General features: G+C 70.4%; 11 protein-coding genes. 6 read left to right on the forward strand and 5 right to left on the reverse strand.

From position 1 onward, the window contains the following. Positions 1-121 precede the first annotated feature (121 nt). Genes AC3A56_RS14505 through AC3A56_RS14530 form a run of 6 tightly spaced genes read left to right on the forward strand, consistent with a single transcriptional unit; the run spans position 122 to position 6,386 of the window. On the forward strand, positions 122-1,876 hold the full coding sequence (locus tag AC3A56_RS14505) for a vWA domain-containing protein (protein ID WP_487770792.1): 1,755 nt from the start codon (positions 122-124) through the stop codon (positions 1,874-1,876). After that, positions 1,873-2,838, forward strand: a complete 966-nt coding sequence (locus AC3A56_RS14510; protein ID WP_487770793.1) for a radical SAM protein — start codon at positions 1,873-1,875, stop codon at positions 2,836-2,838. The genes AC3A56_RS14505 and AC3A56_RS14510 overlap by 4 nt, the downstream gene beginning before the upstream one ends. Beyond that, complete coding sequence (locus tag AC3A56_RS14515; RefSeq protein WP_487770794.1) at positions 2,835-3,425, forward strand: hypothetical protein; 591 nt, start codon at positions 2,835-2,837, stop codon at positions 3,423-3,425. Before AC3A56_RS14510 ends, AC3A56_RS14515 begins: the two co-directional genes overlap by 4 nt. Beyond that, on the forward strand, positions 3,422-4,762 hold the full coding sequence (locus AC3A56_RS14520) for a phenylacetate--CoA ligase family protein (protein ID WP_487770795.1): 1,341 nt from the start codon (positions 3,422-3,424) through the stop codon (positions 4,760-4,762). The genes AC3A56_RS14515 and AC3A56_RS14520 overlap by 4 nt, the downstream gene beginning before the upstream one ends. Further along, positions 4,759-5,331, forward strand: a complete 573-nt coding sequence (pnuC, locus tag AC3A56_RS14525) for a nicotinamide riboside transporter PnuC (RefSeq protein ID WP_056716509.1) — start codon at positions 4,759-4,761, stop codon at positions 5,329-5,331. The genes AC3A56_RS14520 and pnuC overlap by 4 nt, the downstream gene beginning before the upstream one ends. Beyond that, a complete protein-coding gene (locus AC3A56_RS14530; RefSeq protein ID WP_487770796.1) occupies positions 5,328-6,386 on the forward strand; it encodes an AAA family ATPase in 1,059 nt (352 codons plus the stop codon). Before pnuC ends, AC3A56_RS14530 begins: the two co-directional genes overlap by 4 nt. A 15-nt stretch (positions 6,387-6,401) precedes the next feature. On the opposite strand, the gene AC3A56_RS14535 is transcribed toward AC3A56_RS14530, so the two are convergent. The 5 genes from AC3A56_RS14535 to AC3A56_RS14555 are packed head-to-tail and all read right to left on the reverse strand — an operon-like array spanning position 6,402 to position 13,817. Continuing rightward, on the reverse strand, positions 6,402-7,589 hold the full coding sequence (locus tag AC3A56_RS14535; protein ID WP_487770797.1) for a VWA domain-containing protein: 1,188 nt from the start codon (positions 7,587-7,589) through the stop codon (positions 6,402-6,404). Continuing rightward, a complete protein-coding gene (locus AC3A56_RS14540; protein ID WP_487770798.1) occupies positions 7,582-9,861 on the reverse strand; it encodes a DUF5682 family protein in 2,280 nt (759 codons plus the stop codon). Before AC3A56_RS14540 ends, AC3A56_RS14535 begins: the two co-directional genes overlap by 8 nt. Positions 9,862-9,868: 7 nt before the next feature. Beyond that, positions 9,869-10,951, reverse strand: coding sequence for an ATP-binding protein (locus tag AC3A56_RS14545; protein WP_007809840.1), 1,083 nt, complete (start codon positions 10,949-10,951; stop codon positions 9,869-9,871). Further along, a complete protein-coding gene (locus AC3A56_RS14550) occupies positions 10,948-12,489 on the reverse strand; it encodes a DUF5691 domain-containing protein (RefSeq protein WP_487770799.1) in 1,542 nt (513 codons plus the stop codon). The genes AC3A56_RS14545 and AC3A56_RS14550 overlap by 4 nt, the downstream gene beginning before the upstream one ends. Next, positions 12,486-13,817, reverse strand: a complete 1,332-nt coding sequence (locus tag AC3A56_RS14555; protein WP_487770800.1) for an SWIM zinc finger family protein — start codon at positions 13,815-13,817, stop codon at positions 12,486-12,488. Before AC3A56_RS14555 ends, AC3A56_RS14550 begins: the two co-directional genes overlap by 4 nt. Positions 13,818-14,169 lie beyond the last annotated feature (352 nt).

Raw genomic sequence — 14,169 nt, forward strand, 5'->3', positions numbered from 1 at the left:
AACCGGAAGTCACGCACACGGCCTTCGTAGGGCGGGCACTGCCCGCCGCTCTTCGCCGCGACGCACGGACAAGCCGGCGGGCAGTGCCCGCCCTACACGATGTCCACCCGGCGAATAGCGCGTGAACACACCGGCGGCCGCCACCAACCTGCTCGAACGCTGGCGCGCCGGCTGGCCCGTCGCGCTGGCCACCTGGAGCAAATACACCCGCCTGCGCGACCCGCGCTTGTGCGAAAGCCGCGTCGACGCCGCCGGCGAAGGCCTCAGCGGCAGCTTCGCGATGATCCGGCTGGCCGACCAGCGCGTAGTGGTGGACCTGCAGCAGGTACGCGCGCTGGCGCTGGACGACTACGCGCTGGAGATCCTCGCCCACGAGATCGGCCACCACGTGCTGGCGCCGGCCACGGCCACCGACCAGTTCCGCCTGCTGGCGCGCATCCGTCGCGCGCTGCCCACGCTGGAACGACACGCGCCGATGGTCGCCAACCTCTACACCGACCTGTTCATCAACGACCGCCTGCAACGCCAGGCCGGCCTGCGCATGGCCGACATCTACCGCAAGCTGGCCGCCGCCACGCCCACGCACGATCCGCTGTGGGCGCTGTACATGGGCATCTACGAAAATCTGTGGCAGCTCGATCGCGGCAGCCTCGGCGGTGCCGATGACGACGCCACCTACGGCGATGCCTGGCTGGGCGCCCGGCTGGTGCGCGTCTACGCCGGCGACTGGCTGGACGGCGCCGGCCGCTTCGCCACCTTGCTGCTGCCGTACCTGGTCGAAAGCGACCAGCGCCACGGCGCGATCGGCTTCCTGCACGACACCGCCCAAGCTGCCGCCGACTGCGATCCCAGCGGCGTGCTCGATGTGGAGGCGGACGAAATCGACGGCGCGATCCACCCCGGCCGCGACCCCGGCATCACCGGCGACGCCGCGCCGCCCGCGGCACCATTGCCGAACACGCAGCAGTCGAAAGGCCAGGCGCGCGAGCCGTTCGAATACGGCGAACTGCTGCGCGCCGCCGGCATCACCCTGACCGATCACGAGATCGCGGTGCGCTACTACCGCGAACGCGCGCTGGCCGACCTGGTGCCGTTCCCGGTGCGGCTGTCGCCCGCCTCGCCCGAACCGCAGCTGGAAGGGCTGGAGCCGTGGCAGATCGGCGATCCACTGGACGAGATCGACTGGCTGCAAAGCACCCTGCAGTCGCCACAGGTGATCCCCGGCCTCACCACCGTGCGCCGCGTCTACGGCAACGCACCGGCGCGCGAGCGCGAGCGCGTGCCGGTGGACCTGGACATCTACGTGGACAGCTCCGGCTCGATGCCGAACCCGCAGCAGCGCACCTCGTTTCTCACCCTGGCCGGCAGCATCATCGCGCTGTCCGCGCTGCGCGCCGGCTCACGCGTGCAGGCCACGCTGTGGAGCGGCAAGCACGAGGTCACCGCCACCGACGGCTTCGTCCGCGACGAGGACGCGATCCTGCGCGTACTCACCGGCTTCTACGGCGGCGCCACCTGCTTCCCGATCCATCGCCTGCGCGACACCTACGCCAGCCGCGGCAAGCACGCACGGCCGGTGCACATTCTGCAGATCTCCGACGACGGCATCACCACGATGTTCGAACCGGACGAACGCGGCAACAGCGGCTGGCAGGTCGCCGCCGACGCACTCGCCCGCGGCGGCGCCGGCGGCACCATGGCACTGAACCTGCCGCCGCGCTGGACCGACGCGAAGTATGGCCATTGGGCCGCCGACCTGATCCGCGCCCGCGACGAACAGGGTTGGGACATCCACGCGGTAACCGCGATGGAGCAGCTGGTCGCGTTCGCCCGCGCCTTCGCCCGCAAGCATTACGCCGGGGAGGCGCCGCGATGATCGTGCTGTGGCGGGTCAGCGAGCGCTGCAACCTCGGCTGCGGCTTCTGCGCCTACGACCGTCGCCGCCCCGGCCCGCGCCACGAGATCGATGCGGCCACGGTCGAGCGCCTCGGCCGCTTGTTTGGCGAATACCGGCAGGCCACCGGCCAGCGCGTGCTGTGGAGCTGGCTCGGCGGCGAACCGCTGCTGTGGCCGCCGCTGTGGCGGCTGTCGCGAATGCTGCACGAAGCCGGGCTGGCGATCAGCGCCACCACCAACGGCAGCACGCTGCAGCAGGCCGCGGTGCGCCGGCGGTTGCTGCAACACTTCGCCGAGCTCACCGTCAGCATCGACGGCCCGGCCGATTTCCATGACGCCATGCGCGGCTGGCCCGGTGGCTGGCAGCGCCTGCGCGAAAGCATCCTCGCCCTGGTCGCCGAACGCGACGACAGCGGCGCGCCGCTGAAGCTGCGCATGAACACCGTGCTGATGCGGCAGAACGTGGCGTCGTTCGCCGAGCTGTGCGAGACGCTGGCCGGCTGGGGCGTGGACGAGATCAGCTTCAATCCGCTGGGCGGCCGCGACCGCCCCGAGTTCTTCCCCGCCCACCGGCTGCGCCCGCAGGACGTGGCCGAGCTGGGCGAGCTGCTGCCGGGCTTGCGCCAACGGTTGCTTCGTCACGGTACGCGGCTGGCCGGCAGCGCGCACTATCTGCAGCGCATCGAAGCCAACGCGCACGATCGCGCCGTGGCTGTCGGCGACTGCGCGCCGGGCGAGGACTTCCTGTTCATCGACGAACGCGGCCGCATCGCCCCGTGCAGTTTCAGCGTCGACGACTACGGCCTGCACGTGGACGAGCTGCGCACGATCGACGACCTGCAGGCGCTGTCGCCGCACTGGCGCGTCGCGCGCAGGCAACACGCTGCCCCGGCCTGCGCCGACTGCCGCGCCAACCATGTATTCGCCAAGTTCGAGGTATGAGCGTGCAACGTGAAGGCCCGCTGCTGGAAACCCTGACCCGCCGGCTGGCGGAAACGCCGCCGGACTTCCTCGACGAGCCGCGCATCGGAGAAGGCGGCAGCGTGGCCGTGCCTGCACTGGTGCACGACCTGCTGCGCATGCACGGCGCCCGGGCCGGGCGCGACGTGCTGCTACGCTTCGTCTCGAACGACGCCCGTGCCGATCGCAACCGCCTCGCCCTGGTGCAGATCGGCTGCTGGCTGCTCGCCGACGACTGGTTCCTCGGCGCCGGCTGCAGCGGCGAGGCCTTGCTGACGCGGCTGGACGGCGACCTCGCCGAACTGGCTGCCGCCACGCCCGCACCGCGCTTCGTGCAGGACCCGGACCGTCGCGAAGAACTCGCCCGCGTGCTGCTGGCCCACCTCGGCTATCGCCCGGCCGGCGAGACCGAAGCCCAGGCCAGCGACCGGCTGTCGCGCATCAGCGGCACCGAACGCCAACGCCTGCTCGCCGCCAGTCGCGCCGCAGAAGAGCGCGCCCGCGCGATCCGCGAGGCGCTGGCGAAGAAGGCCGCCGAGGAGTCCGCCGACAAGTGGACGCGCGAGTGACCGAAGCGAGCGACGCCGACCGCTACCCCACGCTCACCGACGCCGGCCGGCGCATGCTGCAACGGCTGCGCGAGCACCCGAGCGCGCCGATCTTCCGCAACTGCAGCGGCAATCGCCTGACCCTCGACGACGTGGCGGCGCTGGGTGAATTCGAACAACACACGCTGGCGGCCTCGCCAGGCTGGCCAGCGACGGGAACGCCGGCATGGCTCGACGCCTTCGTGCAGCGCGTGTTTGACGAGGTGCCGTACTACCGCGCGCTGGGTTCGCCGCCGCGCGACTTCCGGCAGCTGCCGACGATTTCGCGCGCCGAACTGTCGGCCGACATCACCCGCTTCGTGCCCGATCCGCTGCCGCTGGACCGGCTGATCAATTTCCACACCACCGGCACCACCGGCCACCCGCTGCTGATCCCCTCACATCCGCAAGTGGCCGGCCGCTACCTGGCCTTCCACAAGCGCGCGCTGCGCCGCTTCGGCATCGTGCCGCGGCACGGCCGCGACCAGGTCGGCGTGATCCTGCTCGGCCACCAGCGCAAGTGCTTCACCTATGCCTCGGTGACGCCGACGATGGACGAATCGGGGCTGGCCAAGATCAACCTGCATCCGGACGACTGGCGCGATCCCGCCGACCGCGCCCGCTATCTCGACGCGATGGCGCCGGAAATCGTGGCCGGCGATCCGATCTCCTTCGCCGAGCTGCTGCGCCTGCCGACCCGGATGCAGCCGCGCGCGTTGCTGAACGTCTCGATGACGCTGACCGCCGGCCTGCGCGCCGAACTGGAACAACGCTTCGCCTGCCCGGTGCTGGACATCTATTCGATGAACGAGGTCGGCCCGATTGCCGTGTTCGATGCCGCGGCCGGCGGCCACGTGCTGCTGCAGGACCGGCTGTACGTGGAGATTCTCGATCCCGCCGGGCGACCGGTAGCCGAAGGCCAGCGCGGCGAGATCACCGTCAGCGGCGGCTTCAACTTCTGCCTGCCGCTGCTGCGCTATCGCACCGGCGACCACGCCGCCCTCGCGCACACCGCCGCCGACCCGGTGCTGCGCGAACTGGCCGGTCGCGCACCGGTGCGCTTTCGCCACGCCGACGGCCGCTGGCTCAACAACATCGACGTCAGCCACGCGCTGGGCCATCTGCCGCTGGCCCATTACGGCCTGCACCAGCAAGCGGACGGCGCACTGGCCTTGCGGCTGCCTGCGCAATCAAGCTGCGACGACGACGCCCGGCTGGCGCTGCGCGCCCTGCTCGGCGAACTGCCGCTGAGCCTCCACGCCATCGAGGAGGACGACAAGATCATGCAGTACAGCTCCGACTTGGACGACGCCCGATGAACCTGCTGGAAATCGCCGCCAACCTGATTACCGGCGCCTCGATCCTGCTGGCCGGGCGCAACAGTGTGCATACCTGGTGGACCGGCATCGTCGGCTGCAGCCTGTTCGCCTTCGTGTTCCTGGAAAGCCGTCTATACGCCGATACGGTGCTGCAGGCGTTCTTCGTGGTCACCAGCGTGGTGGGCTGGTGGCAGTGGCTGCATGGCAGCCATGGCGAGGCGCTGCCGGTCACGGATTTGCCGATGCGCCGGCTGTTGTGGCAGCTCGTCTACGGCACGCTGGGTGCGCTCGGCTACGGCATGCTGCTGCATCGCTTCACCGACGCCTATGCGCCGTTCCTCGACTCCACCGTGCTGGCCTTCAGCATCGTGGCGCAGTTGCTGATGATGCGCCGCCATGTGCAGAGCTGGCCGTTCTGGCTGCTGGTCAACTCCATCGCGGTGCCGCTGTACGCCAGCCGCGGCCTGTACCTCACCTCGGTGCTGTACGCGGTGTACTGGATCAACGCCGTCGTGTCGTGGCGGCACTGGCTGCACCTGCGCGGGGCCGAACCGGCAGCTGCGGCATGAGCGAGCGGTATCGTCGCGGCCTGGTGGTCGGCAAGTTCTGCCCGCTGCATCGCGGCCACGAACTGGTGATCGACGCCGCGCTGGCGCAATGCGACGAGGTGCTGGTGATCAGCTATACCCGACCCGCGTTCGACCGCTGCGACGCCGACGCGCGCGAGCGCTGGCTGGCCGATCGCTTCCCGCAAACGCGGCGGCTGGTGCTCGACGTCGAACGCTTCGCCGCACTCGCCGCCGCGCACCACGGACCCGGTCCCGCCACGCTGCCGCACAACGACGACGCGGACGCCACGCACCGCGACTTCGTCGGCTGGCTGTGCGATCGCGTGCTCGACTGCAGCGTCGATGCCGTGTTCACCAGCGAGGATTACGGCGACGGCTTCGCCGCCGCGTTGACCACGTATTTCCGCCAGCGACGCGATCCACGACACGCCGAGGTTCGACACGTCTGCGTGGATCGCGAACGCCACGCCATCCCGATTTCCGGCAGCGTGCTCCGCCGCGATCCGCACGCCCATCGCGAACACCTGTCGCCCGCGGTCTACGCCGACTTCGTGCAACGGGCCTGCCTGCTCGGCGGCGAATCCAGCGGCAAGACTGCGCTGGCGCAAGCCCTCGCCGAACGCCTCGACACCGCCTGGGTGCCCGAATACGGCCGCCAGCGCTGGGTGGAGCAGGGTGGCGCCCTGGTCTACGACGATCTGCTGCACATCGCTCAAACCCAGCTCGCGCACGAACGCCAACACGCCGCCCACGCCCGCCGCTGGCTGTTCTGCGACACCAGCCCGCTCACCACCTTGCTGTACAGCCGCGATCTGTTCGGCCGCGCCGACCCCGAACTCGAGCGCCTCGCCACCCGCCACTACGACCACGTCTTCCTGTGCGCCCCCGACTTCCCCTTCGTGCAGGACGGCACGCGGCGGGGCGACGCGTTCCGGCGGCAACAGCACGACGAATACCTGAGGGAACTGGCTACGCGCGGCGTGCCGTTCACCCTGCTGGAAGGCAGTCCGCACCGGCGTGTCGCCACGGCACTGCGCGTGCTCGCGGCCAGCTGAGCGGAACGCTCCGGCTCACTCCTGTCCGCGCGTGGACACCAGTCCCTGGGTCGCGGCCCATTGGCCGATGTCGTCGCGGCGGATCGCGGCGGCCATCAGGCCGGGGAAGGCGTCGGGGGTGCAGGCGAAGGAGGGCACGCCGAGGGCGGCGAGTTTGGGGGCGAGGGCCTTGTCGTAGGACGGGCGGCCTTCGTCGCTCAGCGCGAGCAGGGTGATGAACTGCACGCCGGCGTCGACCAGTTCGCGGGCGCGGGCCAGCAGGCGTTCTTCCACGCCGCCTTCGTAGAGGTCGGAGATCAGCACCAGGATCGCGTTGTGCGGTTCGCGGATCAGCGACTGGCTGTAGCTCACCGCGCGGTGGATGTCGGTGCCGCCGCCGAGCTGCACGCCGAACAGCAGGTCGACCGGATCGTCGAGCTGCTCGCTCATGTCGACCACGCTGGTGTCGAACACCACCAGCCGCGTCGACACCGCCGGCAGCGAGGCGAGCACCGCGCCGAAGATGCTGGAGTACACCACCGAGGCGGCCATCGAGCCGCTCTGGTCGATGCACAGGATCACCTCGCGCTGCGGCTTGCGCGCCTTGCGGCCGAAGCCGACCAGGGTCTGCGGGATGATCGTGCGATGGCTGGGCTGCCAGTGCCGCAGGTTGGCGCGGATGGTGCGGTGCCAGTCGATCTCGGCATGCCGCGGACGGCGGTTGCGGCGGGCACGGTCGAGTGCGCCGCTGACCGCCGAGCGCATCGGCTCCTCCAGCTTGCGCAGCAGTGCGTCGACCACCTGGCGCACCACCAGTCGCGCGGTTTCCCTGGTGCCGGCCGGGATCACCTGCGACAGCGAGATCAGGTTGGCCACCATGTGCACGTCGGGCTGGATGCTTTCGAGCATCTCCTTTTCCAGCAGCATCTGGCGCATGTCCAGCCGCTCCAGCGCATCGCGCTGCATCACCTGCACCACCGAGGCGGGAAAGTATTTGCGGATGTCGCCGAGCCAGCGCGCCACGTTCGGCGCGGAGCCGCCGCGACCGCCGCGCCGCTGCAGGCCGTGCTTGCCGTCGGGTTCGTACAGCGCGGCCAGCGCCGCATCCATCTGGCCCAGCGCACCGTCGAGCGTGCCGCAGCTATCGGCGGCGTCGCTGCCCAGCACCAGCCGCCAGCGTTCGGCGCGGCTGGTGGAAGGCAAGGTGTCGTCGTGCTCAGCCATCGGCCACTCCCAGCAGTTCGCGCAGCATCGGCAGGGCGCGCCGCGCGCGGTTTTCGTCCCACGCCAGTTCGGTGACGGCGGCACGCGAGGCGCCGGCCGGCCGCTGCACGCGCAGGCCCAGGTCGCGCCGGTCGGCAGCCGCGAATGCGGCGAAGCTGCGCCGCACCAGCGGCAGCACGCGCACGAAATGCTCCTCGCCGAGGCCGGCGATCCATTCGTCGATCAGGGCCCACAACGCGTCGCTGTGCAGCAGCACGGTGGCGTTGCGGTTGAGGAAACCGTCCAGCCATTGCGCGGCGGGCAAGGGTTCGGCACCGGGCGACAGCTGTTGCGACAGCTGCCGGCGCACCTCGTCCAGCGGCAGCACCGCGGCATCGAGCAGCAGGCGGCAGCACAGGCCGCGCAGCAGCGGCGTGCCGCTGTCCGCGTGGGCCACGATGTGCAGGGCGCGTTGCCAGGCTTGCTGCTGCGATTCGCCCTGGCGCAGCTCGACGGCGCGATCGGCGGCGAGGATCTGCTCGCGCGCCTGCGCCGCCGGTTCGTCGTCCAGATCCGCCAGCGCCAGCGGCAGGCCGAGGCTGGCACGCAGCAGCATGCTGTCGAACAGTTGCGCGACCTGGGCCACGTCGGTCTGGCGCACGTTGCCGTAGCGGTACACGTTGGCCAGCGCGGGTAGGGCGCCGAGCAGGGCCAGCGGATCGGCATCGGTGGCGGCACGCGCCTGCAGCTCGGCGGCGACCTGCTCGACCGCGTCGGGCAGGTTCGCCAGCAGCACGCGATCGATCAGCGAGGCCAGCTCGGACAGCCGGTTCGCCGCGCGCGCCTGCTCCAGCGCGCGCGCCGCGGCAGCCAGCGCCAGGGTGTGGCCGTAGCGACTGGCCACGATCAGCTCGACCGCGAACGACGGCTCCCACGCCAGCTGCCACACCTCGTGGAAGGTGCCGCGACTGGAACGGCCGACCGCGCCGAGCCGGCCCCACTCGATGCCGAGCAGGGCCAGCCGGTGCAGCAGCTGGCTGCGCTGGCGGTCGTTGTCGTTGCGCAGATCCAGATCGAGCGTGCGGCTCAGCGCCTCGGGCTTCAGGCGCAGGCGTTTCTGCTGGGCTTCCAGGTCGCGCTGCAAGGGCACGGTGGGCACCGCGGACGGCACGCTGCCGAGCGCGTCGCCGAACATCAGCCGTTCGGCGATCAGCCGCATCGGCGCGTCGTCGCCCATGCAGATCACGCTGCGGGTAGCTTCGTTGAGTTCGTCCAGCCCGGGCGCAGGACGCTCGCGCAGCGCGGCCAGGGTATCGGCCAGACGGCTGGCCTCGATCAGGTGGGCGCTGGAGCAATCCAGCTCGTGTTCGCGCAGCAGCCGCGCCACCCGCGCGAACCAGCCGATCGCGCGGCTGCCGGCGGCGGGCTGGCGCCACAGGTGGTCGTACCAGCCCGGCGCGGCGATGCCGGCGGCGTAGCCGCTGCGGCGAGCCAGGTGGCGATACGTCCACGGCACCCAGGTGGTCTGCGCCTTGAGCTTGTCGACGCCCTTGAGCACGGCCTTGTCGGCCGCCGCGGTGACGCTGGCGGCAAGCGCCGGCACATGCCACGCGCCGCAGACCACCGCGATGCGCGCGTGGCCGGCCTTGCGCGCATCGCGCAGCAGGCTGCGCATGTGTGCCTCACGGATCGCTTCCTGCGCCTCGTCGCCGCGCAGACGCTGCGGCGCGTGCGTGCGCAGTTCGGTCATCGCGGCGGCGATCGCCTCGAACAGCCCTTCGCCGTCGCCGCGTTCCTCGACCATGTGGTTCCACCAGCTCTCGCCGTCGTCGTAGCCGGCGGCGTGGGCCAGCCAGTCGAGCGGATCGTGCGGCAGGTTGGCCGTGGTTTCGTCGACGACCGCTTCTTCATCGGACGGCGCTTCGTCGACGTCGGCGGCCACTTCCTCCGCACGGCGCGCCTGCTGCTGCCAGGCCAGGCTGATCCCGGCCGGCACGTCGATGAACTGCACCGGCACCGCGGCCTGTGCCGCCCATTGCAGCGCCTGCCACTCGGGCGAGAATTCGGCGTAGGGATGGAACACCGCCAGCTGCGGATCGTCGACGGCGTGCGAGAGCAGCGCCACCGGCGGCTGCATCGCTGCATCGGCCAGGTGCGTCAGCAACGGCTCGCTGCCGGCCGGGCCTTCGATCAGCACGCAGTCCGGCTGCAGCGTTTCCAGCGCACGGCGCAGGCTGCGCGCGCAGCCCGGGCCGTGGTGGCGGATGCCGAACAGGGTGACCGCGTCGGTCATCGAAAGCTCACGCCTGTTCGCGGAAGGCACGGTACAGGTCCTTCCATTCGCTGCGTTCCTTCACCACGGTTTCCAGGTATTCGGTCCACACCACCTGGTCCTGCACCGGGTCTTTCACCACCGCGCCGATCATGCCGGCGGCCATGTCGGCCGGGCGCAATACGCCGTCGCCGAAGTGGCCGGCCAGCGCCATGCCGTTGTTGATCACCGAGATCGCCTCGGCGGTGGACAGCGTGGCGCTGGGCGATTTCAGTTTGGCCTTGCCGTCCTCGGTCTGGCCGTTGCGCAGCTCGCGGAAGATCCGCACGATCCGCGTCACTTCCTTCAGCGCCGGTGGCTCGGCCGGCAGCTGCAGCGCCTGGCCGAGTTCGGCCACGCGCTTGACCACGATCGACACCTCTTCTTCCTCGCTGGCCGGCACCGGCAGGATCACCGTGTTGAAGCGGCGCTTCAGCGCGCTGGACAGTTCGTTGACGCCCTTGTCGCGGTTGTTCGCGGTGGCGATCACGCTGAAGCCGCGGGTGGCCTGCACTTCCGAGGCCAGCTCGGGAATCGGCAAGGTCTTCTCGGACAGCACGGTGATCAGCGCGTCCTGCACGTCGGCCGGGATGCGGGTGAGCTCCTCGATGCGCGCGATCTTGCCCAGCTTCATCGCCTGCATCAGCGGGCTGGGCACCAGTGCCGCTTCGCTGGGGCCGTTCGCCAGCAGTTGCGCGTAGTTCCAGCCGTAGCGGATCTGCTCCTCGCTGGTGCCGGCGGTGCCTTGCACCAGCAAGGTGGAATCGCCGCTGATCGCGGCGGCGAGGTGCTCGGACACCCACGACTTGGCCGTGCCGGGCACGCCGAACAGCAGCAGCGCGCGATCGGTGGCCAGGGTGGCCACGGCGATCTCCATCAGGCGCCGACTGCCGATGTACTTCGCGCTCACCTCGAAGCCGTTGTCGAGCCGGCCGCCGACCAGGTAGGTGACCACCGCCCACGGCGACATCAGCCAGTTGCCGGGACGCTGCCGCGTGTCGACCTTCCTCAGCTGGTCGAGCTCTTCGGCGAATTGGACCTCGGCATGTTGACGCAGGACGGCTGTGCTCATCGAAGCTCCGTGGAACGCGTGGATCGGGCAAGGGAATCGTGCAGCGCGCGGCGCACCGCGACGATGCGCTGGAAATCGGTCAGGCATTCGGCCAGCGCCGGGGTCTCGTCGCCGCGGCGCGGCGGCAGGCGCAGCGCCGGCAGGCTGTCGGGATGCAGCAGGGTGGCCAGCTCGAGCAGCACGGCGCGCAAGCCGTAGTCCTGGCGCAATGCATCGCCTTCCAGCAAGGCGTGCAGGCTGGGCAGCAGCGCGGCGGAATAACCGGCGGACAGCGTTTCGTCCGGGGCGCACGCGCCGATGATCGGGCCGAGCAGGCCGGCCTGTTGCAGTTCGGCGAGGTTCCGCGGCCAGTGCCGCTCGCGTTGCGCCATCGGCAGCAGCGCCAGCAGGTCGGACATGCCGTGGCGGAAGATCGGCGCGTTAGAGGCCAGCATCGCCTCGATCCATTCGGGGTCCGCCGCGCTGACGCGTTCGCGCCAGCCGCGCTGCAGCGCCTCGGCCCAGTCCGACCTGGCGGCCCAGGCCAGCAGTTCCGCCGCGCGCATCCCGGTGTGTTCGCACCACCACGCCAGCGGCACCTGCCGCACCAGCTGGTACAGCCACCAGGCACGTTCGCCCAGCGTCTCGTGCTGCGGCCGGCTGGGCTCGATCGCGGCGCCGGCCCATTCCGGGTCGGCCGCCGCGGGCGCTTCGCACTGCCAGCTGCGGCCGAGCATGCCGCGTCTGGATGTCACCAGTTCAGCCGTCCATGCGCGCAGGCGTCGCGCGTGGGCGGCATCAGGCAGCAGGGCCAGCAGGCGGGCGGCGAGGTAGCGCACCTCGCGGCTGCGATCCTTCAGCAGGCTTTCGAGCAGGGCGGCATCGTCCGCCTGCAGGCCGATCGCCAGCAGCTCGACCAGCGCCGCGCGCTCCTTCGCCGCCAGTTCGCCCAGTTGCGCCTGCAGCAGGGCGTTCGCCGCCACCGGATCACGGCTGCGCAGGGCGCGGAAATACTGCGATCGCTGCTCGATGCTGCCTTGCTGCCACTGCTGTTCCTCGTCGTTCGCCGCTGGCGCGCTTTCGCCAGAGGAAGCGGCGTAACGCCAGTCCGGATTGCACGCGGCCAGCCACTGTCCGCGCGCGCCGAGCCGCGGCAACAGCGCCGCACGCAGAACTTGCTGCCGCTGGCCAGCCTGTAACGCTGACGGCAGCAGCGCCGCGGGCAAGTGCGCATCGATCTCCGCCAGCCGGAGGCAGGCCTCGTACTGCAGGCGCAACGGGCCATCGGCGAAGGCCGAGACCAGCGCGGCGCAGGCGGGATGATCGTCCGTCAGCGCCTGCGCATCGGCAGTGGCCGCGGTCGGCAAGATCACCGGCGGCGGCAGGCTCAGCGCCGCGAGACGGCAAGCCGCCAGTACGCCGGCGACGCGGCAGTAACCTTGCGCCGGATCATCGCCCTGGGCGGCGAGCGTCGCCATCAACGCGCCGATCTCCCCGTCGGCAGGCATCGGCGCACTGGCTTCGATGCCGAGCAGGGCGGCCTTCAACCAGCCATTCATCCGCGCGTCTCCAGCGCCCACGTCGCACCCGTCGACGCGCGCGCAGCGAGCACATGCAGACGCCGGCCATCCCACTCGCCCATCAACTGCAGCGGATGTCCGCCGCTGAACGCGAGCAGCGACCAGCCGTTGGCCAGGTCGGTGCGCAGCGGAAACGTGCCGGCTCGGGTATGCAGCAGCCACTGTTCGTCCTGCCGCAGCGGCGTAGCGTCGGCCAACAGCATCGGCACGGCAGGAAGCCACGGATTGCCGGCCAGCGCATGCGAGGCCTGATCGATCGCCTCGTCCGCGTCGACCACCGGCCAGGCTTGCGCCACGCCGCTGCCCTGCTCCCCCGCGATCGCCCGCAACGGCACGCTGCCGGGATAGAAGCGCAAGCTGGCCGGATAGCTGCAACCATTGCTCCACGCGCCTTCCCAGCCACGGCCCTGATACGCGTAATCCAGCAGCAAGGCATGGCGGCCGCTGTCGCGGCCACGCAACCAGATGTGCCGCTCGCTGAGCTGCTCGTCGTCGCTTTGCACCCGCTGACCCAGCACCAGCCAGTGATCGGTGATCACCTCGCCGCTGGCCAGCACCTCGTCCCTGTCGTGCGGCCAGCCCAGCGCGCTGCGCAGGTCGGCCAGTCGGGGCGGGGCCAGCGTGTCGCGGCGGGCGACGCCGTCGACCAGCAACTGCAGCAGGCCGAAGCGCTCGATCGCTTCCTCGTGGCGGCCGCCGGCGAGGGCGTCCAGCGCCTCACCCAGCCGCTGGGCCAGGCCGGGGGCCTGGGCGTCGACCATCCGCGCCGCCATCGCCGCGCCGTCCTTGCGCTGCGCCTCGCCGAAGCGAGCCAGGCCGTGGCGGAACTGGTCGGCCATCCAGCGCTGCAATTCGACGCTGCCGTCCTCGATGCGCTTCCAGCGCGCGGCCTCGCGTTTTGCCGCCGTCGCGGCGGCCTTCTGCGGATCGGCGGGCGGCTGCTCGGCCGCCTGTTCCTTCTTCGCCGCCTTGTCGCGACGCGAGGCCAGCCATTCGCTGACCCAGGTCGGCGGCGCGCTCGGCGTGGCCAGTCGCGGCTGGCCCTGCGCATGCATCAGCAGCAAGGCCAGCGCGTGCTTGCAGGGAAACTTGCGGCTGGGACAGGAGCAGCGCGTGACCAGCGCGGAGAGATCGACCTGGGTCTGGTACGGCCTGGCGCCGCTGCCCTTGCACTCGCCCCACAACGCCTCGCCGTCGACCCCCAGGCTCGGCCACTGACCGTCGCCGAGCAAACCGCCGGCCGCTTTTGCCGAGGCGCTGTCCGGTGCCAGGGCCAGCACCTGGTCTCGAGTCAACGCGGTGGTCATGTGTCTGCCGGTTCCCTTCGGTCGTCATCCATGTCCGGCGAAGCATAGCCGAGGCAGGGCGTTTCTGAAGAGCGGCGTGGCGGCTTACTTGCCGATGCAGAAGGTTATCTTAGGTGAAATATGGCTATCTAAAGCCTTTTCTCTTAAGTCAATTACTACGGTGGTCCCGCCCGTGGACCCAACCTGAGTAGCCTGCAACTTAGAAGTCAGTGATAGGCAGCGGGAGCACTGTGCACCACCGCAGCCCGTTTAGCCCCCGTTTATTTTCTAATTTGCTCAATCCTTTGATCGCGGCTCGACCACAGAGCATGCCTTCAGCAGCCTTCTTTGCTTATTAAAAACTCTCGCGCGC

It is taken from the genome of Rhodanobacter sp. Soil_C_14, from assembly GCF_057657335.1.